At 50.6% G+C, this 24,472-nt stretch carries 10 protein-coding genes and 1 tRNA gene; 3 read left to right on the plus strand and 8 right to left on the minus strand.

Features of this window, described 5'->3' with window-relative positions; translation table 11 throughout:
- Positions 1-115 precede the first annotated feature (115 nt).
- The 3 genes from FN001_RS12115 to FN001_RS12125 all read right to left on the minus strand — a co-directional run bounded on the left by FN001_RS12115 (position 116) and on the right by FN001_RS12125 (position 15,796).
- Positions 116-11,317, minus strand: coding sequence for a Calx-beta domain-containing protein (locus FN001_RS12115; protein WP_142411998.1), 11,202 nt, complete (start codon positions 11,315-11,317; stop codon positions 116-118).
- Positions 11,318-11,508: 191 nt separating this feature from the next.
- Positions 11,509-13,995 carry a helix-turn-helix transcriptional regulator gene (locus FN001_RS12120; RefSeq protein ID WP_185911915.1) on the minus strand — a complete coding sequence of 829 codons (2,487 nt, stop codon included), beginning with the start codon at positions 13,993-13,995 and terminating at the stop codon, positions 11,509-11,511.
- Between the two features lie 328 nt (positions 13,996-14,323).
- Positions 14,324-15,796 (minus strand): 4Fe-4S dicluster domain-containing protein, encoded by a 1,473-nt coding sequence (locus FN001_RS12125; protein WP_142412000.1) that lies wholly within the window; start codon positions 15,794-15,796, stop codon positions 14,324-14,326.
- A gap of 725 nt (positions 15,797-16,521) precedes the next feature.
- Here FN001_RS12125 and FN001_RS12130 point away from each other — a divergent pair.
- The 3 genes from FN001_RS12130 (at position 16,522) to FN001_RS12140 (ending at position 19,258) form a co-directional block, all read left to right on the plus strand.
- Complete coding sequence (locus FN001_RS12130) at positions 16,522-17,601, plus strand: ABC transporter substrate-binding protein (protein WP_142412001.1); 1,080 nt, start codon at positions 16,522-16,524, stop codon at positions 17,599-17,601.
- 294 nt (positions 17,602-17,895) lie between these two features.
- On the plus strand, positions 17,896-18,660 hold the full coding sequence (locus FN001_RS12135) for an ABC transporter permease (protein ID WP_142412002.1): 765 nt from the start codon (positions 17,896-17,898) through the stop codon (positions 18,658-18,660).
- Positions 18,653-19,258 carry an ABC transporter ATP-binding protein gene (locus FN001_RS12140; protein ID WP_142412003.1) on the plus strand — a complete coding sequence of 202 codons (606 nt, stop codon included), beginning with the start codon at positions 18,653-18,655 and terminating at the stop codon, positions 19,256-19,258. The genes FN001_RS12135 and FN001_RS12140 overlap by 8 nt, the downstream gene beginning before the upstream one ends.
- Before the next feature lie 61 nt (positions 19,259-19,319).
- On the opposite strand, the gene FN001_RS12145 is transcribed toward FN001_RS12140, so the two are convergent.
- The 5 genes from FN001_RS12145 to FN001_RS12165 all read right to left on the minus strand — a co-directional run bounded on the left by FN001_RS12145 (position 19,320) and on the right by FN001_RS12165 (position 24,451).
- Positions 19,320-19,634, minus strand: a complete 315-nt coding sequence (locus tag FN001_RS12145) for a hypothetical protein (protein ID WP_142412004.1) — start codon at positions 19,632-19,634, stop codon at positions 19,320-19,322.
- A gap of 128 nt (positions 19,635-19,762) precedes the next feature.
- A complete protein-coding gene (locus FN001_RS12150; protein WP_142412005.1) occupies positions 19,763-21,598 on the minus strand; it encodes a VanW family protein in 1,836 nt (611 codons plus the stop codon).
- A gap of 435 nt (positions 21,599-22,033) precedes the next feature.
- Positions 22,034-22,597 carry a manganese efflux pump MntP gene (locus FN001_RS12155; RefSeq protein ID WP_118298318.1) on the minus strand — a complete coding sequence of 188 codons (564 nt, stop codon included), beginning with the start codon at positions 22,595-22,597 and terminating at the stop codon, positions 22,034-22,036.
- Positions 22,598-23,069: 472 nt separating this feature from the next.
- Positions 23,070-23,149, minus strand: a tRNA-Leu gene (locus FN001_RS12160).
- Between the two features lie 45 nt (positions 23,150-23,194).
- Positions 23,195-24,451: a PP-loop family protein gene (locus FN001_RS12165; RefSeq protein ID WP_142412006.1), complete on the minus strand. Its 1,257-nt coding sequence runs from the start codon at positions 24,449-24,451 to the stop codon at positions 23,195-23,197.
- Positions 24,452-24,472 lie beyond the last annotated feature (21 nt).

The raw sequence follows: 24,472 nt of genomic DNA on the forward strand, positions 1-24,472 counted from the left end.
CGCTGAGACGAATTTGCTGTTATTCACCACCTGAAAGAAGTGGGGTCTTATCGAACTTAGATCAAGTACAGCAAAAACAGCGGCAGGTATCATTTTAGATACCTGCCGCTGTCTGTTATCTTCCGATCAGCGCCCCGGATACTCCGACGCGGTAACCATCCGGCGTCACTGCACTTACATACATTGCGCCTTCCGGTATCAGATTTCCGTTCGGATCAAGGACTCCTGCCGTCGGATTCAGGTAATACCAGACTCCGTCCACAAGGATCCAGCCGATCGCCATATCTCCGTCCGCGTTCAGATAGTACCAGCGTCCGTTCACAAAGATCCAGCCCGCTGCCATATCTCCGTTCTCATTCAGATAGTACCACTTTCCGTTCACAGATCTCCAGCCTGTCGCCATTCTTCCGTCCGCATCCAGATAATACCACTTTCCGTTCACGGATCTCCAGCCTGTCGCCATTCTTCCATCCGGGTCCAGATAGTACCAGCGTCCGGATGCGTCGAGCAGCCATCCGATGTGGGTGTATCCGTCTGCGTCACCGTAATACCAGTGACCGTTCTTAAATACCCACTCATTGCGCGCCAGCGTGCCGTCCATCTTCATGAGTCTCTTTCTGCGGACCGTTCCATTTCCAGACCCTGCCGCAGAATTGCGCTCTTTTGCTGATCCACCGCTTCTGCCCTGCGTAAGTTCTACCGGAATCGTAAGCATACTCTCATTTCCTGTCTCATCCCACGCTCTAAATACTACATTGTATTTTCCTGCATGATACAGGGTGATTTCAGCAGTTCCGTCATCCTCAAGCTCCAGATCCTGCTCTTTTTGATCGTATTCCTGATATGTCACTTTCGCAACATCTGTCAGATCATCTAAAATACGGATGCCGATCTCATACGGGGTCAGAGTCCACCGGCTCGCCGAGATCTGCTCAATCTTCGGCCCGGTGCTGTCCACGATGATTCCCTGGCTGTTGATGATAATATAATTTCCTGCATCATCCGTGATCTTCGCATAGACGATGGACTTGCTGTCCGCTTCAATGTCAGCCCATGCCCAGTCTTTCCATTCCACGTTCGCCAGCTCTTCCTTCGTGAGTCCCGTCACTTCTTTTCCGTCCGCTCCCGGAACTTTGTACTCGTAGTGCTCGATGGATGCCACATGGTCGTTGTCATCCGCAATAATCTCAACTTCCACATTTTCCTTAAACAGCAGGCCGAAGCTCACTTTATTTAAGAATGACTTCCAGGAATTCTCCCCGAGTATCAGCGCACCGGTCGGATCTTCCACATCCCGGAAGACTGCTTCCAGCTCTGTGGACTGTTCCATGGTCATTGCGAGCTTCTTATCCGTGCTCAGATAATTTCCGTCTGTTCCGGCAATTCTCCACCCGAGGAATACAAAGCCCTTTCCTTCGGATGCCTCTGATTCAAATATCTCCCCTTTCTTCAATACCTGGCTCTCCTGCGTTATAGTTCCGCCATGATGGTTCACAACCTTCGCCTCGCAGAGCTTCGTCACATGAAATTCCTTCTCCTCCGACATGCTGCCCGCAAAAGCACCTGTCGCTGTGACCTTCACTCTCACATTGCCCTGATCCTTCACCGTGAGGATTCCCGTATCCTGATCCACAGACGCGATATCCGCACCGGAGAGAATCTCATACGTGTAAGTCAGCGGCGCTGCCATATGTCCGGCAACATCACAGGTCTTCCGCTTTGCCTTCGGGTTCAGCGGGATCTCCACGGTGTCTTTATCCGTCTCGATCGTCTGCTCTTCTTCCCCGGCGATCGTAAGTCCGTCAAATCCACAGGTACAGCCATCTACGGTAAAGCGGAACGTGTAGGTTCTGGTCTGTCCGTTTTCTTCCACCGTGATCTCTGCTGTCCGCTTATCCTGGGAAGCTTCTGCCTGACGGATCGTAACGGTTCCCCGTCCTGTCAGGCTTTCCGCATTCTCAATCTGTGGGATCACAGGATTTCCGTCCCGATCCTTTCCTACATTGATGCGATAGCTTGTGATCTCTGGTGTGAACTCGGTTCCCCAGGTGAGACCTGTTGACGAAAATTCGATGTTTCGAAGCTTCGCCTGGTTATCATAAACTTTCTGTGCCGTTTTCTTTCCGTCAGCGGTCGTTGCCCTGAGAATAAAATAATTTTTGACCTCATCCGGAATCTTGATGTAATCTTGGATATAATACGTCGGAGCATTGCTCTGACGCAACCGGATCTCATCCGCACCTCCATCCGAATTGTCGCTCTGTACAAGTTCCCAGGTAACCTTTTTCTCCTCTTCCTCAGCGTCCGGAGCGACCACTTCCATGTAGACCTTATCTTCGCCGTCTTTCTTGATCCACATGACATTTACAACCGGTTTCTCAAGATCGATGTCTGCCACAGGAATGATCTGCAGCTGCGTAAGTCCCTCACCATTTGTGGACCGGACAATATACAGACCATTTTTCGCAAGCGCAAACTGATATGAGTCCTCCTGCTCAGCCAAAACCTGCTTCTCGGTGATCGATTTTTTAGAAGAAAGCTCCAGCTCAGATACCTCTGCAGCATCGGTTGCATTCGAGCTTGTGTATACAAGATACGCATTGCCCTCATCCAGCTTTTCTCCGGCTGCCGGTTCCTTTCCGTCCTTATCCGTGATCTTCACGGTGCCGTCCGGCCAGGAACCATTCGTGAGTGTTCCATTCTCATCAAACCAGTCGACCTGCAGCGTCTCCATCGTCTCAAGTCCCGCCGCATCGCGGACAAGGATCTGATACGTTCCGTTCTTATTGATCGAAAGCTCAGATTTCGCAAGCCGGTTTCCGGTATTAGATACGAGATCGGCTGTCTTTCCGTCAATCGTCGCTGCCTGGATTCCCGTATTGTCCGCAAACCATACCGGGAACAGGATCGTCTCACCGGTCTTTACCGTGCCGGCTTTCGGGATACTCTTTCCATACAGGATCAACGGCTTCGCCGTATCCTTATTCTTTTCAATCTCCTCCTGAAGATTCTTATCGGAATCAAGTCCCCGCGGTCCATAAAATTCCACATATTTATCGAATTCTGTCATCTCACCGGTGACTGTGACTTCCACCTTGCACTTTTTCAGTTCATGGTTTCCAAAGTTCACCGCAACCGGATTGAAGAAGCTGTCGCTCTCATATTCCGTCTCGATAAAGCCGAAATCATTTCCGCGGATCGCAACCTTTACCTTTCCTTTAAAGTAGAGATCCATGTTGTCCGCAAAGGTTTCGAATGTAAATGTTCCATTCTGATATCCCTTACAGGTGTCTCTCATGTACGGGAATACATCTGTGAAGGTGCTGTAGGAGGTCTCATCCCGGAACGGTTCCGTTCCATCCTTGAATGTCAGTGCAGGGTTTGTTGTCACGATGTTGACACCCTCTGTGTTGACAGCGAATGCCATATCGGTAAACGAGCCTGTTTTCAGATCTGCAATACGGATGATTCCTGTTCCCGTCTTCTCCGGTGTGATGGTAAGCTTCTTTGTATCCGCATTGTAGAAGAGACTTCCAAGATACTTCTCCTCACTTCCGTCAGCACCACTGACCTCACGGACCGTCACGGACGGTTCCTCCGTCACTCTTGTATTGCTGATTCCCACCGGGATCTCCACGGTATTTCCAAGAATCAGGTTTAAGGTATCCGGAACCTCAAAGAGGCTGACCGGCTCCAGACTTCTGTAAAGGCTGTTATTGTCGGTTGTGTACTCATAGCCCTCTTTCTCGTTCCCGGCAAGAATCGTAAATCTGAGATTCATGGACTTTGTCGGGTCCTTCTCATCGTAGCAGGAAACCGGAAGCTTCATGGTTCCTGTCACGTTGATCGCGGATCTTGCGCTCAGAGTCTTGACCACATCTCCGTCCTTATCCTTCAGAGTAAAGATTCCATCGCTGCCGGCACTCCTTCTAAAGAGGCTGAAGAGAGAGGTTGCCTTGTCAAGCTTCCACTCCGGTCCGGCGATCAGGGCTTCTCCCTCTGTATCGACCGGATACCAGACCGTCTCCTCAACACCGCCTGTCTTCTCGATCTTCGAATACTCGACCTTGATCTTCAGACCATCTGCGGATTCTGTACCGGTATTGTTGATCTGCATATCCGCATAAACCTCAACCGTCGGCTCTCCCGCGGCTCTTGTCCGGCTTCTTGTCGTGATCGTCGTGTGACCTTCCGCTCCGACCTTCAGATAGCCAAAGCCAAGCTCCGGTTTTTTTCCGACAAAATAGCTTGCATTTGCCGTTCCGACCGAGCTCCAGGAGAACGCGTTTTCATGGAAATAGCTCTGATCCTCCGAGATCGTAAAGTACAGGGTCATCTCATCGATTCCTGCCGGAAGTGCTTTCGTCTGGGATTTCAGACCGGACGTATCCACAAGCTCCGAGGTATCTGCCTTCGCGCCTGCGAGGATATTCTCCTTCACCGTCCAGCTCATGAGCTCCTTCGCCTCTCCGTTTACGGAACCATCCTCATTAAGCTTCGCTGCCATAAGTCTGATGGTTGCAGGGTTGTCCTTGCTCGCACGGATCGCCGTATCTCCGCTGTTCCGGAAAGAGATCTGTGGTGTCAGGCATGCGCCCTCCACGAAATTGTAGGAGTCAAATTTCAGGGAAGCTTCCCCGATCTTCTGGTTTCCGATTCCGTAGGAAATCGCGTAATAACCGGTATCATATGCCATGCGGCCGTTTCTTGTCGCCGGGATGATCTCCGTTACCTCTTTACCTTCACGGTTCTTATACGGTTTCGCCTTAGTAAGTTCCGTCAATGTACCCTTTGTCACGATAAGAAGAGTTGCCTCTTTCGCATCCTGTAAAACATCGGCCACATCGCCGTCATCACTGCCGGCTGCTGTCTGTCCCGCCATGCCGCCGTTTTCATCATCTCCTGTATCCGGAGTGATCACTGCCACGGACTTTTTCTGTCCGAGAGCGATCGATGGTGCCGCAAAGATAAACCGGTCCATGCCGCCCTTATGAGTTTCATCGAAATAGTAGTCCCGGATCGTCTCATGATCCAGTCCGCTTCCTGCAGTATCCTCATAGACCTGCATGTGGTTCATCGCCAGCATCACCGGCGCGCCCCAGGTTTTGACCTTTGCGTCATAACGGCTGATATACAGCGCATTATTGACCGTATCCGGAACAGTATCCGTATAAACTGCTGAAATATTTCCATCTCCGTCTGCCCCAATGATCACATCGGAGCGGACATCGGCTTCCTGGCGCACGGTTCCGTCGGAATCCTGATAGGTCGACGGGGTAAAGAATGGCTTCACAGATACAGTGCCGTTGCCATTCAAAAGTGTCTCCACACCACGCTCATCAATCACATACGTATTTCCGTTCATGCCGAACAGGAAGAAATCTTCCACCTCCGGCGTCGTTCCATCATCGGACATGTGAAGCGCCCCATGAAGGAAGTTTAAGTTCGTAAAATACGGATTTTCGAAGGATTCCACAAGGCTTCCGCCGCTGTAGCTTCCATCTTTTGTTGAATCCTTATCGTTATCCACCAGTGTGTACAGAAGAACCGGCGTGCCGATTTCCGGTACACCGCCATCCGGATCAAACGTTACCTTCTGCAGGAAGAGCTGCTTTACATTGCTCTTCTCGCTGTCTCCATCCACCTGTGTGCCTGTCGTGCTGTATGCAAGGTAGTAAACACCTTCGCCTTCTGCCTTCCGCATCACGATGCTGTCGATTCTCGTGTGATTCTGCTTCCATGCATTGGACGGGCTTGCCACATAGACCTTCCAGTCTCTGGAGGCATCGGATGGGCTTGCTACTGCAAAGTTTAAGAACGAATAATCTCCGTATACACGGTCGATATCGTAGTTGACCGCCGCATTTGCCGCCGCGTGCGGATCCCCACTTCCTTCCGTGTGATCTTTGTCGATTGTCTCGCCGTCCCGGGTATTGAAGTACTCGTCATACGCATTTTTCCGCTCTTCAAGTGCATTCGCATCGTACGGATGGACCTCGGAGAATACCACAAGATCGTCACCTGCGGAAACCGGCTGGAAGCAATAGCCGTTGGAATCGCTTGCTTTCCACTCCCGTACGGTCTCTGTTACACGACCATTCTCATCTTCCAAAGTTCCGCCGAGCTGAATCTTCGTTGTTTTCACAACCGTATTCCGGCTCATGAGATAAGCTGCATTGGACGGGGACGCATCCTTCGGGAGCAGACCTGTTCCCTTATAGCTCACCCATGAAACATGGAGCGTTCCGTCCTTGTCAACAGAACCGTAAAAGTCCAGATCCCCCGCTGCATCCGGAGTTCTGAGATTTTTGTCTACAACGACATACAGCTCACTGCCATCCGGTTCAAACGGATTTACAAGACCAAGCCCCGTATTTCCTGCTTTCGATTTTGATACAAGCTCTGAAAGGACAAGCTTGCTGTCCTGCATATTGTGATCGCGGTCCTCATTGCTGTCAGTCAAATCCTTGCTGATCACATAGAGCAGGTAGTTATGATCTTCCCCGTCTGCATCCGTCCAGGTGAGAAGCTGGTATCTTGTACCACTTCCAAGATTTTCTGCCAGCTTATAGGCACTGGCGGAAGAACCGAAACCGCTGACCTCAAACGGCATATCATCTAACTGGATCGCTCTTGAGGACGGATCAGGAAGATTGTCCTCCGGCGCATAGATCCACTGGTCGTATTCCCGATCCTCCGGCCACAGGATATGGATTCCACGTTCCTCGTAGGCATCGTCGATGCTCTTTCTCGATCTTATGAGACTTCTTGTCCCGCCGCCGAAATTCTCTCCAAGCGCATGCCAGCGGAAGAACCATGTGTTCGCTCCGTCATCGGACCGGTTCTTATCATAGCCAGTCTCATAGCCGATGAGATCCATCTCATAGCTTAAGAAAAGAAGTGTGATCCTCATACCGACTGCACCGGTCGTTACAAATTTATCAAAGCTCGCTGCCGCGTCTTTTGTTCCAAAGGATGCCGCGATCGCCACAGAGAACTTCAGGTAAAGCTCTACATTTGCGACCTCCACACCGACACCGCCGCCTGCCTCGATATAGACTGTCGGGCTGATCTCAACACCGGAGAAGATCACCTTACTTCCCCTTGTGCCATCCGCCTTTGTATACTCCTCGACCTCCAGCCCTGTCTGGACTTCAAGATCTGCGCCAAATACAACAAATACATATACAATATGGACAGGCTCCGGATAGACCGTCATCTTCACAGAACCGCCCGCCGCCAGAAGGAATGCGGCCTGCTGGAATTCAAACTTGTTGCTGATCTGGCTGTATTTCCACAGGAAGGTCATATTGAGGGCAAGATCAAAGCCTTTCTCACTGGTCTTTCCCTGTGGTTTAACATAGTTCGTACCGTATGTTCCGGTTGTCTGGGTATTCGATTTCCTGCTTGCCGCGTCGCGAAGCTGGGAGATCGCGTTTTCTCCCTTTTCTCCAAATCCAACCGCATTCTTCATGTCATTTAATGCGTCTCTGGATTCCGTAAAGGTATTTCCCGTCTTTGTCTTACTGATCTTCTCGATCTTCGGCGTTTCCTTGGAATTCGGAAGATTGTTTCCCTTCTCCACATACTCGGTTTCCGTCTTCTTACTATAAAGCGGAATACCGATGGAAAATCCGACGGTATCACCATCCATAATCAGCTCCGCCGGGCCAAAACCAAGGTTCAGGTTCGGAAGCTTGATCTTCGGATCTGTCTTTGAGAGATTTGAGCCCTGACCGGACTGCGTGATATTCGAGTCCACCCCTACCACCGGCATCTCATCCTGATTGAAGGAGAAGGATCCCTTGGACGGTCTCGCATAAAAGCTTCCGAGTCTGGAATTTTCCAGCTGATCCCGGTAGAGGATCGTCAGCGCATATGTATCATTTCCATGAAAGCTTCCGAGATACGCATTGATCTGGTCTTTCCCCGTTGCCGCCGGATACTGGTCCGTGGTCATCATCGTATCATCCAGCCGGATCTCGCCCGGGTTCTCAAAAGCCTTTAAGAGTGCTCCGTGCCACTCCGGATTCCAGGCATATGCATTTTTACTGTCTGCCGTGTTTCCGGTATACTCTGCCGGATTATAATCACCGCCAAGTGGGAAGGAAACATAGCCTACCGAAGCTTTCTCCGTATAGACCTTCTGTGTCATCGTATCGCCGCCGTTGATCTGGCGATAAGACTGCATTTCCTTTGTGAGACGTGACTTCTGCTCCTCGTTCGTCACGATCGTCGTAAAGTTCGGAACGATCTTGCAGGTCTCATCCGCAGAAGCTCCCGGCGGAACTCTCAAACAGCGCGGGATCATATTGTAGCGGACAAATACCAGCTGGTTATACGTCTCTCCTTTGATGACCACCGGTTCAAGGGTTCCGATATCATAGCTGTCGTCCACAAGTGCCTGAACTAAGAGATCTGTCTTTCCGTCAACCTCCTCCAGTTCATAGAGACCTGTCTCCGGATTCAGCTTAACATCGACCTTTCCGTTCTCATTATAGTCTACATAAAGAGCCGCCTCCGCGATGCTGCCGATCTCCATCGTGCGTACATGTCCAAGAACGGTGTAATCGTAAAACTGGAATTCCAGAGTTTGCATGGAAAGCTCCGCAAGACTTACCGGGATCTCCTCGTCGCCCTGATACAGTTCACCATTGAACAGGATCACATCGTCATGCTTCAGATGGAAATTGACGGACTTTAAGTTCTTCACACCGGCCAGAAAGAAGGTATTATCCTTTACTGTAAGACCTTCCAAGGCAACCGTCCGGTCCTTATAATATTTATGGGTCCCTTCTGTGAGATTCTTATCGTACACGCCCTGGGTGATCGTTGCATTTTTCAGCATGCTCTCCAGACCGGACTTTGTGGACTCATATTCCTCAGCCGTCTTATTTCCGTCATTGTCCTTATCGATGGAGGCGGAAAAGTTTAAGACGAAATTCTGCGTTCTGTCTAACGGAACGTCCACATAGTAATTATCATTTCTGTTTGTCAGCTTATTGTCGTTCCGCAGTAAAGTGATCGACGCTGACTTTCCATCCGGCATTGCCGTATTCACGATCTTCTGGCTCCGGCAGTCGATCAGGCGTACCGTGTCATGGAACTTATAGATGCCGCTCTGGCTGTTTTCCATCAACTTCAGCCGGCTGCCTACGTACAGATTTCCCCATTCATCCGTACCGCCGTCCTCGATCCTGACGGACGGGGCAAGCTTCTTCCGGATAAACTGATCCGCTGCTTCGCTCTTTGCATCGGAACCAAAATTGCGAAGATCGTCCAGCATCTGGTCATCCGCCGTATGGATCCGGAGGATCGGGTTGTCCGTAAACGCATTTCGTTTTAAATACGCATTCCTGATCTGCTGTCTTCCGGTAATGTTCTTGTTTGCCTGGGACTCAACACGCATGTACAGATAATTGTAGTTTTTCAGTGTATCATATGACACACTTCCGCTTGTCACTGCCTGCCACAGGTTTACGGTTGTTTTCGTGTTTGATGTCCTCGCATCACTTCCGCATCCGGCCTGTCCGCCGAGATAGAATGCTTTTCTCTTATAATTTCCGGAATTTTCCGAGATAAAGGTACCATCATTCCGGAACATGACATTGCTGTCCGCGGCTTCATTTCTGAGAAACCTTTTTGCATTGTCCTGTCCGTCACCATAGGCCATATCCTTCGGATACTCATCATTCAGGTTTCCGACATAAGCAAAGGTCGCATTGTATTTTCCCGCTTTTTTGTGGGATGTATAGTCACTGTCCACATAGAGCGACTCATATTTATCGTACAGATGATCGATATAGAGTCTCGCGTAGATCGTATTGTTTGTTGCGATCTTCCATCCGTTGTCGGAAAATGTGAAATTTGTTCTATCCCTATCTGTACCGGAATCCACATACCTTCCGTACTTCCAGTACCAGTTGGAGCCTCCTGCTCCCTCCTTCCGTCTGGAGTCCGCGTTTGCGTATCCATTTACATCGTCAGATGCCCCAGGAGCCGAACCGGCGATCCGGGCATACTGCTTCCAGGCTCCTTGATTGCTTCCAAACTGGAGCGCGTCCCCGTAGAGGAATGTCCGTGTCATCGGCTGGCTCTCTGCGTCACCGAGAACCGGCGTAATATCGAGTGCTTCCACCGTTTCCCCGTCGTTCTCAACAACCTCTGCCAGAACGGTATCTCCCTCTGCCGGAGCAAGTGCCTCATCACTCATCACAAGACGGTCTGACGCGTCCTCCGCATCCGGAAGGTAGGTCAGCGTCGCAAGATTTTTCCTGTCGGCACTGTTCGTATTATAAAGGGAAACTTCGATGGTATCCCCACCGTCCGCCAGTGTCGCCGCCTTCGGATTCTTCAGATGGACCGTAAATGTCACGTCGTCCGCCTCATCAAGAGAAGCTTCCCCGTCATTGATCAGCTCCACGGTGATCGTCGTCGTATCGATCCCGCCTGCGAATCCGGTGCTGCCTTCTGCCTTCACATAGTCTTTTCCGGCTTCCGCAGTTCCATCCTCTGTGTAATAATCCACCTGGCTCACATACTGGATACCGCCGGTGCGTTTTAAGACAAGCTGTGCCTGTCCCTCTGACCGGTCCACACGGAGGTCCGACACTTCAAAGCCGATCTCACTGTCGATCGCTTCTTCATTATCGGTAACGCATACCGTCAGACGGTTTGCGGAGTCGTTAAATTCCGCCCCGGAGGCGTCATAGATCATAGCCAGAAGGAATTCCTCTGCCTCATGCTCATCATCGTCCACTGCAAAGATCAGGATATCCTTTACCCACTCACCATCCGCAAAGGTAAGGTCAACGAATAAGGTGCCAAACGGGTCCTCCGCTTCTGTGTCAAGCTCCGTGTAGGTCACTCTTGCCGCCTCCGCAGAGCTCGAAGTCGCGATCCATTCGGTACCGACCGGATCCTCCACCCTAAGCTTCACATCGTTCCAGCTCACTGCGTTCGCGGTGTTTAATTCTTCTCCCTCTTCCTCCATCTCTGCCGCGGCAGGTGTCAGTGCGATATGGGCAGTTGCCTCCCCAGCCCGGCCACCGAGACGGTACACCGTGAGCTTCTTTTCCTTTTTATCTCCCTCTTTTAAGTAAACTGCATTGTCTTTAAACGCAAAGACACCGTTCGGAAATGTTTCGATCCAGTCTTCCGTCTCACTGATCCCTGTTCCGTCATTTCCGGCTACGGTCTGCCTGCCGCTTTTCGGTTTGATATAACCGTATGCCGGCATACCGCCCTCGGCCGCCATAGCAGCCGCAAGAAGGACTGCCGTCCCCTGCCTCAGCCGCGATTTCCATTTCTTTCTCATATGATCCCTCCCAAAAATCTGATCTCCTGCTGCATAAAAAAGAATCTATCTTTTTGTGTGTTTTGGAATTCTTCAGAATCTGTTGCACAAAAAAAGCCTCTATACCTATATTGTACAGAAGCTTTCTTTTCATGTCCTCACCCCTAAGTAGTAACCTTTGAGGGATTTTTCCATGTTTCTATTCTATTTTTTTACCGGAAAAGCTTTTCCAGCTGCCGCCTTTTATCACGGCTGCTGCCGCCGATCTCCAGCTTTGCATAGATGTTTTTCATGTGGGTCTTCACTGTGTTTTCGGTCAGGAACAGGCGTCTGGCGATCTCCTGGTTGCTGATGTATTCCGATGCCAGTCTGGCGATCTCAAGCTCCCGCTCTGAAAGCACTGCGAGACCATCTCCGGAAGTTCCCGGGAACGTCATTCCCCTATAATGCCCGCAGATTCCGGCGATCTGCCGAAGATCATCCTGATAAGCCGGCACATCCGAAAGGGTTTTCCACAGCTTTGCCGGAATCTGATCCATGTTTTCCACAAACGGCATGTAGATCCTGTCAACAAAGGCAAGCTCCGCAGCTTTCTTTAACGCTGCTTCCGCCTCCTGTTCCTTTCCAAGGTGTGAAAATGCCGCTGCTAGCTGGATCTCCAGATAGATCGCAGGCATGACATAGACCACCCGGCTTCCGAGAAACTGCTTTTCCATGCTTTCTTTTCTCGCCGCAAGCTTTGAGTATTCTCCCCGCGCCAGCAAAACCTGATGGTAGATCGTAAGCGCCGATGCCATCGCTGCCCCTAACACGGAGGAGCTTTCCAAAAGACCGTCCGCGACCCACGGCACGATCTTCTCCGTCTCCCCGCGCAGAGCCGCAATAAAGCTGTCGCAGAGATCCAGACTGTGGATCATGATATACTGGCGGTTTTCCATCAGCCCCCGGCGGAAGCTTTTCCTCTCCTCCCCGAGCGTTTCAACCCCGCCATTCTTTTTTGCCATCCGCATCTTTAAAAAGAGACAGCAGGTCCGGATCCCCCACTGGCCGTAGCGCTTTGCCGCATCCACTGCCTTTTCCATGGCGATCCGCGCATCTGCATCCATCCCCCGGTCAAAAGCGGCCTCCGCCGCCATCATGTGCTCTGCCCCCTGTCCATGTCCCTCTGTCAGGCGGTAATAATACGGCATGCACTCATGCATCTCGTCCATTTCCCGGTCAAGGGACCCGCTGCCGCTGTGATACAGCCATAATACCGACGGCGAACCAAACGTCCAGCTGTTGGTGGTATCAAGCGTCACCGCCTTCTCCCTCATCAGGCTTCCCGCTTTCCGGTGAAGGACACTCATGGCGGAGATCTTATTGTATTCCAGGAAGCTCATATTCATATAAAATTCACCGAAATACTGGTTTCTCTGTTTTTCGTCGATATCTTCCGGATCTTCCATGCAGGAAAGGAAAAATTCCTTCATCTTCATCATCTCCGGCATCATCCCAAAGAAAAAGAACCGCCGCATGCAGATGATCTGAGCCAGATAATGCTTCTTTAAGATCTCCGGCGGACAATGTTCCAGCCAGACCTTTAACCGGTTCCGGTACTCATTGCTCTGCCAGGAGGACTGGGTCGTCTCCAGCGCCCCAAGCATGGAATCATAGTCTCCGGCACGGTAAAATGTCTCGATCGCCTCCGGGATCTCTCTGTTTTTCATATACCAACGGCCAAGATCCCGTAAATACTGATCCTGTTCCGTTTTGGGAAGTTCACAAAACGCCTCCCTTGCACATGCAAGCAGCATATGATGATAGCGATAGATTCCCGTCGTCCTGTCACAGCTGATAAACGCGTTTCCCGCAGTCAGGTCCTCCAGAAGCTTTTCACAGGAGCCTCCCCATAAAAACTCCGCCTGCTCCGCGGTAAATCCGTCTGACACAGACATGACCCGGAGAAATTTTTTATGAAGCTCATCTACCGTGTCAAAAAACAGCTTTCTCATTCCATCATAGATGGACTCGCCATCCGAAAGCAGACGTCCGCTCGAAGAAAGCTCCTTAAAATTCAGATAGATCATGGAGATCCAGCCCTCTGTCATTTTACTTAAGCTCTCTCCCTGAGCTTCACTTAAAGTGACGGAACAGTGCTTCGCGTACTGGAAGATCTGCTGTTTTTTCAGACACAGATCCTCTTTCCGGATCTCTAAAAGCCGGCGTCCGAGCTCCTGCTTTTCCTGTCCCTCAAAGACCTCACTCCGGCTCATGATGATAAGGCGGAACTGTTCCGGCAGCTGTTTGATCAGAAACAGGAGAAATTTCCGGATCGGTTCTTCTTTTACAAGATGGAAATCGTCCAAAACCAGATAAATATCCCGCGTCTCACTCTCAAGACCGTCAAGCAGGATCTCGAGAAACAGAGCTCTCGCCGCATCGTTCTTCGGCATTCCCATCTCGACGAATTCCTGTCTCAGCTTTGGAAAATTCCGAAAGCTCCGGCAGAAGCTGCTCCAGAAGATACTGCCCTCATCCGCCAGCATGTTCAGGCGGAATATAAGCGCAGAACTCCCAAGCCCCTTTAAAAAGCTGGTGACCGCCGTGGTTTTTCCGTATCCCATCGGGGCAACCACCGTCGTCACCGTATATTCCGGAATACTTTCCAGGATCACCTTCAGGCTTTCCTGTATGTAAATATCGTTCAGTTTCCCCATGTCCATACTCCCTGTAATACCGAAATGATCTGGTTCCATTTTATCATATCCGGCAGCGTTTTGTGAACATAAAAGATCGTGCTTGGGCACATTCTCGCGCCTCGCGCGGTCGCCTGCGACAATCTACAGTTTCACGCGAGTGCGCATCATTGGCACACCGTTAGGGTCTTTTGTGTAACAGGGAATTCTGCGGAATTTCCTGTTATATAAAAAACAGCATGTATTTCACGGAAACCGACCCGAAAAATACATGCTGTTCTTTTGTTCACAGATGTCCGCCAACCTCAGCCGGACACCCTGCCATATTCATATGTTATGTAAATCTACATTAAGCCTCCGGCTTCTCGTAGCTGCGATGCATGGAGAAGGAATCCATATCGTAATTCTTTAAGTTCTCCCATACTCCGCGGCCGTCTGCCTTCGCGATCACGGCGTCACGGTCTTTCTTGAATGCCATCTCCTGTTTCATGTTGCTCGGTCCGCCTACGCAGCCGCCCTGGCACATCATACCCTCAATGAAGTCTTCCGGAAGTCTGCCTACTTTGAGAAGAAGAAGGGCTTTCTTGACCTCAGCCGCACCGCTGCAGCGTGCAACCTTCACGTCTGTGCTCTCTCCCTTTTCCTTTAAGCACTCGATCACCGCGTTTGTCACGCCGCCGCCATTGCCGAAGCGTTTTCCGAAGACACTGCCTTCCTGCTTCGTCTCCTCGGCCGGCTCAAGCTCAACTTCTTTTCCGCGCAGCATTTCGATCGCCTCACCGAAAGTCAGAACATAATCTGCATTGTTCTCGATGGACTTGTCCGCAGCCTCGGACTTCTTCGCCATACACGGTCCGATAAATACTGTGATCGTCTCCGGATCGATCGCTTTTAACATTCTGGATACCGCACACATCGGGGATACCGTTGTGGACATATTATCGATCAGAGTCGGATAGTGTTTCTTGATCATATTTACAAATGCCGGACAGCAGGAGGTTGTCATCTTCTTGCCTTCCTTAAATGCCTCTGCCCATTCCATTGCCTCGTAAGCTGCTGTCATATCAGCACCGGCGGCAACCTCTACCATATCGGCAAAGCCAACCTTCTTTAATGCAGTACGCCAGCTCTCCATTGTGATATCCTGGCCGAACTCACCTTCAGCCGCCGGAGCAACCATAGCAACGACCTTCTTGCCGGCCTTGATCGCCTCGATCACCTGTACAACATATACCTTGGAGGAAATTGCACCGAACGGGCAGCTTCTTACGCAGGCACCGCACTGGATACATTTCTTTTCATCGATCTGGCAGATTCCTGTCTCCGGATCCATTGTGATCGCATCTACCGGACATGCGCGGCGGCACGGACGGATCAGCTCGGCGATCGCATTGTACGGACATGCCTGAGCACAGCGTCCGCACTCTTTACAGATACCCGGATCAATATGGGCACGGTCACGGCCGATCGAGATCGCACCAAAGTTACATGCGTTCTGGCAGGCTTTACCCATACATTTCTGACAGTTATCGGTTACAACGAATCTTGTGATCGGACACTCCTCACATGCAGAAGAGATGACCTGAATGATATTGTCGCTCTGTTTGTCACTCGGACATTTTCCCTCCGCGAGACGGATTCTCTGACGGATGATCTCTCTCTCCTTGTATACACAGCAGCGGAACTGTGCCTTCGGGCCCGGGATCAGTTTGAACGGGATATTGTCTCTCTCTTCCTCCAGCTTTCCCTCAAAAGCCAGCTTGGAAACTGTGCGCAGCACGTCATACTTGATCTTAAGCAGTGCCTCATCGTTGGTTTTCATACACTTTCCTCCTGTTTTTTCACAGCCGGTGATTTCATAAGATCCGATCATTTTTCATCGATCTCTTCTGTCTTCTACTCCCCTGAGACAAAAGAATCTTTACCGTTGCTCCATGAAATCTTTCCATATTTCAATTGCCATATTTATCCGAGTCATATTATCGCATATCGCCCTTTTCAAAGCAAGAAGCAAATTGTATATTTTTTAACGCAATATAAGGAAAAACCTTATTTTCTTAAATTGTATTCCAGAAAGTACAGCCCCCGCAAATTTCCCCTTTTCCCCGTATTTCCATGTCTTTCCATGAAGGATTTTTGTTCGTGTGCGGCGATGATATCACTCAGATATTTTGATAATTATTTAACATTCAGAACAATTCCACTGCCTACCCCACCGCCCTATGGTACTTCTTTATAAACTATTTCTACCAGCCAACCAAAACCGCCATCTCTGCGCCTGCCAAGCGATGAGCTTCCGCCACGATTGACATTCCTCACTCCCCATGCTATATTCTACTTAACTTGGTCGTGCTAACCCCAAAGGTCATAGAAAACATGTCCTGAAGGCAAAGACGAAAAGGATCCGGCGCAAATTGAATCTATATATGACCTCCCCAGGCTATCTTATCGCCTTTAAGGTCATCCCCATGAATTCACCCCGCCCGGTATGCTCTTTTCGTGTGCATACCGGGCTTTTATTATTCAACTTTCATGGAGGAACCAATTATGAGAAAAATGTTATCCGTCATGATGGCCGCTGCGATCGCAGGCTCTCTCCTCGCAGGCTGCTCATCATCCACAACCGAAACAACTGCTGCCGCTTCTTCCGCAGAAGAGACAACAGCAGCCGCTGAAACCGCCGCTGAAGCTTCCACAGAAGCAGCTTCCGCTGAGACCTCCGGTGATGAAACCGTTGTCCGCGTCGGCGGCTTAAAAGGACCGACAACCATGGGACTCGTAAAACTCATGGATGAGTCCGCAAACGGTGAAGCAGAAAACAACTACGAATTTACAATGGTAACCGCTGCTGACGAGATGACCGCAATGGTCGCAGGCGGAAAAGTCGATATCGCCCTGCTCCCGGCAAACGTTGCAAGCGTTCTCTACAATAAAACAAACAAAAACATTTCCGTGATCGACATCAACACACTCGGCGTTCTCTACTTCGTTTCCGCCGACAATTCCGTGACAACGATCGATCAGTTAAAAGGAAAAACTGTATATCTCCCGGGCAAAGGAACCACACCGGAATACGCACTCCGCTATGTGCTCTCCGCTGCAGGGCTCGGCGAAAACGACGTGACTCTCGAGTTCAAATCGGAAGCATCCGAGGTTGCTTCCGTACTCGCGGAAGACCCGAACGCCATCGGTCTTCTCCCGCAGCCGTTCGTTACAGCAGCTCTCGCCCAGAACGAAAAACTCTCCATCATCATGGACCTCACAAAAGAGTGGGACAATGTCCAGGGCGAAGCTTCCGGAAGCCACCTTGTAACAGGCGTCACGATCGTAAACAATGACTTCTTAAAAGAGCATGAAGATCTCGTCGACACCTTCTTACAGGAACATGAGGCGTCCATCCAGTTCACCTCCGAGGACCCGGATACCGCTGCTGAGCTCATCGCAAACGCTGAGATCGTTGCAAAAGCCCCGATCGCCAGAAAGGCACTTCCGTACTGCAACATCACCTTCCTCTCCGGAACTGAGATGAAAGAGGCACTCTCCGGTTATCTCCAGGCTCTGTATGACCAGAACCCGGCATCCGTCGGCGGCGAGCTCCCGGATGATGGATTCTACTATGTAAAATAATCACATCCGGATCATGAGCATGGGGTATGGCGGATTAGTCAGCCATACCCCATATTTATGTCTGTCAGTGTCAGCTCCTTTGTTTGTTCCAGAAGCGATCAACGTTCTGGAGATAACACAAAATTTATGCACCTAATTCATCTTTAAAATAATGGAAACACAGTACATGTTTTTCAAATGTATTAAGTGCTAAAAATATCTGCTATAATTATCTTATCCATTCATTCTGCACATTGAATAATTGTATCGATACACTTTTTCATTTGATTTCTACTTCTCAAGGAGGCACCTGCCATGAATAAACAGCTCCCCGGCTTCGCCCGCAGAATCCTGATCATCCTCTTCTGGATCATCCTCTGGCAGTTCGCGGCCTCCCTGATCCGGAACCATATTTTCCTTGTCGGTCCCGTCGACACACTGCGCGCGCTCTGTGAACAGGCCCTACTTCCGGCTTTCTGGTCCGCCATCCTGTTTTCCTTCGGGCGGATCTGTCTCGGATTTTTCCTTGCCTTTTTCCTCGGGCTCTTCACTGGGTCCCTGGCGTACCGTTTTCCCATCGTTTCCGAATTTTTAGAACCGCCGGTGCAGCTCATGAAAACAGTGCCCATCGCCTCTTTCGTGATCCTGGCACTCATCTGGACCGGATCCCGGAATCTCTCCGTGTTCATTTCCTTTCTCGTCGTCTATCCGATGATCCATGTGAACACGAAAGCCGGTCTCTTATCCACGAACCCGGAGCTTTTAGAGATGGCATCTGTTTTCCATATCCCGCTTATTCGAAGAGTCTGGTATCTCTACCGCGGCGCGCTCTATCCATACTTAAAAAGCGCCTGCCGGACCGCGCTCGGCATGGGCTTCAAGTCCGGGATTGCCGCCGAAGTCATCGGAGTTCCGGACGGATCGATCGGGGAAGGTCTGTATCTCGCAAAGATCTATCTGAGCACTGCAGAGCTCTTCGCATGGACCTTCATGATCATTGTGGTCAGCACACTGTTTGAAAAATTATTTTTGTGGATCTTAAAGAAATTTGCAGGAAAGGGGGCTCTTATCGATGAGTAAAAACACAGCTGACATCCCGGCTCTGTCTCTCCGCTCCATCTCGAAATCCTACGATGGACATCCGGTCCTCACCGGTCTTTCGATGGATTTCTTCTCAGGAACCGCCTACTGCCTGATGGCGCCGTCCGGAAGCGGAAAGACAACACTCTTCCGCCTGATCCTCGGGCTGGAATCGCCGGACCGGGGCGAAATTCTATTTAAGGGCTCACTTCGCCGCCCGCAGATTTCTGCAGTCTTCCAGGAAGACCGCCTCTTAGAGGGATTTTCCGCTGTTGAAAACCTGTTTTTTGCGCTCGGGAACCGGTATTCAAAAGAAACACTCACCACTTCACTTCTCCGCCTTCTCCCCGCAGATGCGCTCGAAAAACCGGTCTGCGAATTCTCCGGCGGAATGAAGCGGCGTCTTTCCGTCCTCCGCGCACTCCTCTCTCCGGCCGAAATTATCCTCATGGACGAGCCGTTCACCGGACTGGATCCCGCGACAAAGCAGACCGTCATCGATCTGATCAACGAACTCTGCAGCGGAAAACTTCTGATTGCTTCCACGCACGCGAAGGAAGATGCCGTGCTTCTTAATGCCAAAATCATCCTCTTATAGTAAAATGCCCACCAACACGCGATGCAGAATTCCGCATCATGCGCTGGTGGGCATTGATTTTTTATCCCTGATTCCCCATAAACTGCCGTTCCAGCCCTTTCATATGCCGGAAGTAGATCACAAACATCGATCCACCTGTAAACAGCCAGGACGCCACATACACATTCATCAGCATCTCATAGCTCGTAAACATCCGGAAGATCGTCATGAGCGAAATTCCGAGAACTGCCCCGAATGTCAGGATCGTGTGGACCATGCTGTTGATCTTTCCGCGGTTTTTCTGTCCGATCAGGTTCGCAAGCGCCGCGTTCGGTCCTACCGCGAGTCCGCCGTTTAACATATCCATTTCTTTTGACTTTTTTCCTGTCTGCTCCACTGTCTGTTGTCCTTTCCGATCTTTTCTTGTGTAAAAAATCAGCAAAAAGAGATGCCGACGGATCAATATGAGCCACCAGCATCTCTTTCTATATTTACGTATTTTAATTATTTTGTTATCCGGCTATTTTAGTTCCCGTCCCCCGGAAATCCCGCGATATTTCCGATCGCTTCCGTCGACGGAGTCGCCGTCGTCTCCTCACCAGGTCCATTCGGAGCTGCCGCAGTTGTAGACGCGGCCGTCGTCGGAGCTGCGGTTGTCGCCGCCTCAGTCGCTGCAGTTGTTGCTGCTGCGGTTGTGGATGCCGCTGTCGTCTCACTCTGACTGCTCTTCGTCTCGCTGTGCGTGCTCTTTGTCTCAGAGCCACTTGTAGGCGCCGCAGTTGTTGCCGCTGCAGAGCTCTCCGGCGCAACACTCTCGCCCGGAACATATCCGTCCGGCATTCCGTCGATCGCTGCCGATGTGGACTCCGCAACCGTCGTCTCACTCGCAGCAACCTTCACAGATCCGGTATTTCTGCGGATCACCGCCGCATGTCCCTTATATGTCTTCGCATGGTCTTCCGTCTTTTCCACGACTGTGCCATTCTTCGATACGATCTTGTAAGTAATCCAGCGACTTCCGTTTGTTCCCGCCTTCTGGGTCACTTCCGTTCCAGGATCCAGAGTCGGATCTTCCACATACGTCGGCTCCGGCGGCGGAAGTTCATCCGTCTTCTCAGACTCCAGACTCCATGTAATTCCCTCTTCGAGGACCGGAACTCCGTAGAAGGAAACCGTCATCTTCCGGTTGCTGTAATTCGCACGGATCCCGATCGCCGCCTTTGAGGTATTGATAAAACGGAAATCCGGGATATCCCAGCTGATCGCCGCATCCTGTCCCGGAGTTACGTAGTTCGGCTCAAAGGTATGAGATCTTCGGAACGTGATCTGCATACCGGACTGAAATGCCACACGGTACATCGTGGAAGATACCTGGCAGACACCACCGCCCGGTTCCTGTACGACCTCGCCACCGCTGTACGCGGCAGCTTCCTGGTAGCCTTTTTCCGCTGTACGAGGACCAACAACCTTGTTAAAGGAGAATTCCTCTCCCGGCTGTACGATCGTTCCGTTGATCGCCTGCGCCGCCAGCTTGACATTCGTATTTCGCTTCTCGTTCGCGGTCGTCTCCGTCGTAAACGTTGAAAGTCTCTGATACTGCTCTCTCGCATCGGCCTCGGAAAGCTCCGGTGCCGTCTCATTGACCTCCGCCTGGATCACCGCATCATAATTTCCACTCGTCACAGCCGCAACAAGATCCGACGCAAGTTTTTCCTGATCCACGGCCTTACCCGGCGTTCCGTCTGTGAACAGGAACTTATCACTCGCTGCGTCATACTCGGAGATCGAGCTGTTCTTCGCCTTCACATCCCATTTTGCCGCTGCGTCTGCCGCTGCCTTTGCCGCTGCGGACTGCAGATCTTCAGAATCTTCCACCGAGAATGTATATTCTCCGCCATTCTTGTCAGCAGAAATCCCGTCCAAAAAGGCATCCAGCTCGGTGTCGATCATATTGTCCGCGTCCACGCTCTCCCCGTTGTAAGAGATCTTCACATTCCACGGAAACTTCGCCTCGATGGCAGCTTTCGCCTCACTCTTTGTCATTCCCTTTAAAGAAATCCCGTTGACGCTGATATCGGATGCCTGGAATGTGGATTCCTCCGCGGAAGTATCCGTTGTCTTCTCTTTTCCATGCCCGAACAGACCGGAAATAAGCCGGATCGCTCCGATGATCAGGATCAGGCAGATGATCGCTCCGCCGATCATGATCCGTCGTCTTAAGATCTGTTTTCTCTTCCGCCTCTGCGCCCGGATCCAGGCCGGGGAATGCTGCCTGTACTCGTCTCTCTGGTCTCTCTGGGTTCTGGGATCTCTCTGGTCTCTCGGTCCCCTTGATCCCCTCTGGTCTCTCTCTCTGTTCATGTCTGTATTTTCCTTATTTTACTTTATCAGAATTTATCAGGATGCAATGACAGGGTCCGCACCGAAATGGTGCCGAACCCTGATATGTATCGGTTATGATTATGTAATATCGTTCCAATTACGGTATTTTTACAAAATCTCATCTGTCTGTATCAGACAATTATTCATTATATCGGTACCGGAATGCCTTGTCAAGAACGCCGGACAACAAAAGTTATGCCGATGCTCCGCATTCCGAATCGGCAAAATCCGCACTCCAACGGTATCATACGGAATTTTCAGTTCAGAAAATTCCTACCCGTGAAAAGTAACCTCTTAGTCCAAAAATGGACCCCCGGAAGTTTTCTCTCCCAAAGATCTATTTTTTCAACTTCTTTATCTGTTCCGGTCCTCTCCTGCTGCCGTTTTTTCGTGATCCGGCCGCGCTTTTCAGGCTCAGCCAAGGAATCCAAGATGCTCCAGCAAAATCTTGATCCCCATGAGGACCAGGATCAGTCCGCCGACAAACTCTGCCTTCGACTTGTACTTCATTCCGAATACATTACCGACCTTCACGCCGATCGCCGACAGGATAAATGTCGTACATCCGATGAAGGTCACTGCCCAGACGATGTTTACATGTAAAAACGCAAATGTCACGCCGACCGCAAGTGCATCGATACTGGTCGCCACCGCCAGGGCTAACATCGTCTTCACGTCAAAGCTGGCGTTCAGTTCTTCGTCCTCATCCTCTCTGGATTCCTTGATCATATTGATTCCGATGATCCCGAGAAGAACAAATGCGATCCAGTGATCGATCTGTGTGATCATGGACTCAAACTGGCTTCCGAGAAGGTAGCCGATCGTCGGCATCAGAGCCTGGAATCCGCCAAAATATGCACCGCAGATCAGTGCGTGCTTCGGTTCCATCTTTTTTACCGACAGCCCCTTACAGACAGACACCGCGAAAGCGTCCATCGACAGTCCTACCGCAAGAATAAAAAGTTCCAACAGTCCCATGATTCCTATTCCTCCTAAATTTAACCCATCATAATTTCTTCTTTGAATGTATCCTGCTTCCCGGGTCCGAGCTTTTCGCATAATAGTCCGGAGCGGCTTTCATCTTTACATACAATGTTTTTTATGCTGCCATGAATTTTCCATTACATAAAACAAATCTCTTATGGTACATTCTCACACCAGGCGCAGTCACTTGAGATGTTCTTCCATTTCACACGAGTGCACATCTTAGATACACGGCGTTTCTCTGTTCAGCAGGAAATTCCATTGAGACTTCCGATCATACAAAAAAAGAGACCTTCTCTGTCATCTTCCGACAGATAAGTCTCATCATTTCAAGTAAAGCCAGGAACATTTCCAGTATGTTGACCTTACTGCGCTTTCCGGCGCCGACTACTCCCTTATTCTGGTAAGTCCGTAACTGTATTGTATCGTCACAGTTACATGAGTATCTTTTTGTTCTACAGAAGAGTGCGGATGAAGGGATTTGAACCCCCACGGTTGCCCGCCAGCTCCTAAGGCTGGTGCGTCTGCCAGTTCCGCCACATCCGCGCATTCTCCGATAGACTCTCATTATAGCGTGTTTGAAAAGAATTGTCAATTATGGATTTTCTTCGTCTCCTCATCGTAGTCATCCAGGAAATTGTAACTCCAGTCTCCCTTGTGATATCCGATGACCGTCTTCAGATTGATGTTGTGAACACTGTTGAAGATGTTCATGTCGATCGTGTCACAGCGCTTTCTGAGCTCCGCGATCAGCTCCTTCATCTCGTCGCGCTTCGATCCCTTTTCGCCGCCGCATGTCGCACAGCGCTCCGTGAAACGGCACGCGCACTGGATAAAGTGGAGGTGGTTGTAATCTCTCCACGCCTTGATATCCGCCTCGCGGACCATGTACATCGGGCGGATCAGCTCCATACCCTCAAAGTTCTTGCTGTGGAGCTTCGGCATCATGGTCTCGACCTTTCCGCTGTACAGCATTCCCATCAGCGTTGTCTCGATCACATCGTCAAAATGATGTCCGAGCGCGATCTTGTTGCAGCCGAGCTCCTTCGCGTGGGAATAAAGGTACCCGCGGCGCATTCTCGCGCAGAGATAACACGGGCTCTTATCCACGTCGGCAACGATATTGAAGATATCGCTGTCAAACACCTGGATCGGGATTCCCAGAAGCTTCGCGTTATTTAAGATGATATTCCAGTTGTCCTCATTATATCCCGGATTCATCACGAGAAATACAAGGTCAAACTTCACTTTTCCATGAAGTTTCAGCTCCTGTAAGAGCTTTGCCATGAGCATCGAGTCTTTTCCGCCGGAGATGCAGACCGCGATCTTATCGCCTTCCTTGATCAGCTCGTAGTCATGAACTCCCTTTGTAAACCGTCTCCAAATCGATTTGCGGTATTTTGTGATGATGCTGCGCTCGATCGCCTTCGTGCGCTCCGCGACCTCCTCCTCGTTCATGACCATCATGGACAGGGACAGGCGCAGGAAGGAGCGGTATCCGCCTTCCACGCTTCCGGCATCAAATCCGGCATCGCTCAGAAGTTCCGCCACATACAGGCTCTTGTTTCCCGTATGGCAGAGAACCCAGACCGGCTTGTCCTTCGGGATCGCCGCGAGAAGTTTTCCAACATTTACGCCCTCTTCCCAGGCCTTTCCCTCTCCGATCGTTCCGGACTCCATGTCCGCCTCCTCCGGATTCTCCAAGTATTCCACCAGCTTGTCCTCCGGGATATTTAATGCGGCGTCCATGGACCCTTTTTTATATTCCTCCGCCGGGCGGATATCAATGATCGTCCGGTCGAAGGTTCTTCCATTGATCAGCTCTGCGGCTGTGATCGTTTTAATCATTCTTTTTCTATTCTCCATTTA

It is taken from the genome of Clostridium sp. Marseille-P7770 (assembly GCF_902143525.1).
Classification (GTDB): domain Bacteria; phylum Bacillota; class Clostridia; order Lachnospirales; family Lachnospiraceae; genus Pilosibacter.

Coding starts and splice junctions, on each gene's coding strand:
- FN001_RS12165 (WP_142412006.1), bottom strand. CDS start 24,451: ATGATTAAAACGATCACAGCCGCAGAGCTGATCAATGGAAGAACCTTC.
- FN001_RS12125 (WP_142412000.1), bottom strand. CDS start 15,796: ATGAAAACCAACGATGAGGCACTGCTTAAGATCAAGTATGACGTGCTG.
- FN001_RS12135 (WP_142412002.1), top strand. CDS start 17,896: ATGAATAAACAGCTCCCCGGCTTCGCCCGCAGAATCCTGATCATCCTC.
- FN001_RS12115 (WP_142411998.1), bottom strand. CDS start 11,317: ATGAGAAAGAAATGGAAATCGCGGCTGAGGCAGGGGACGGCAGTCCTT.
- FN001_RS12140 (WP_142412003.1), top strand. CDS start 18,653: ATGAGTAAAAACACAGCTGACATCCCGGCTCTGTCTCTCCGCTCCATC.
- FN001_RS12130 (WP_142412001.1), top strand. CDS start 16,522: ATGAGAAAAATGTTATCCGTCATGATGGCCGCTGCGATCGCAGGCTCT.
- FN001_RS12155 (WP_118298318.1), bottom strand. CDS start 22,597: ATGGGACTGTTGGAACTTTTTATTCTTGCGGTAGGACTGTCGATGGAC.
- FN001_RS12120 (WP_185911915.1), bottom strand. CDS start 13,995: ATGGGGAAACTGAACGATATTTACATACAGGAAAGCCTGAAGGTGATC.
- FN001_RS12150 (WP_142412005.1), bottom strand. CDS start 21,598: ATGAACAGAGAGAGAGACCAGAGGGGATCAAGGGGACCGAGAGACCAG.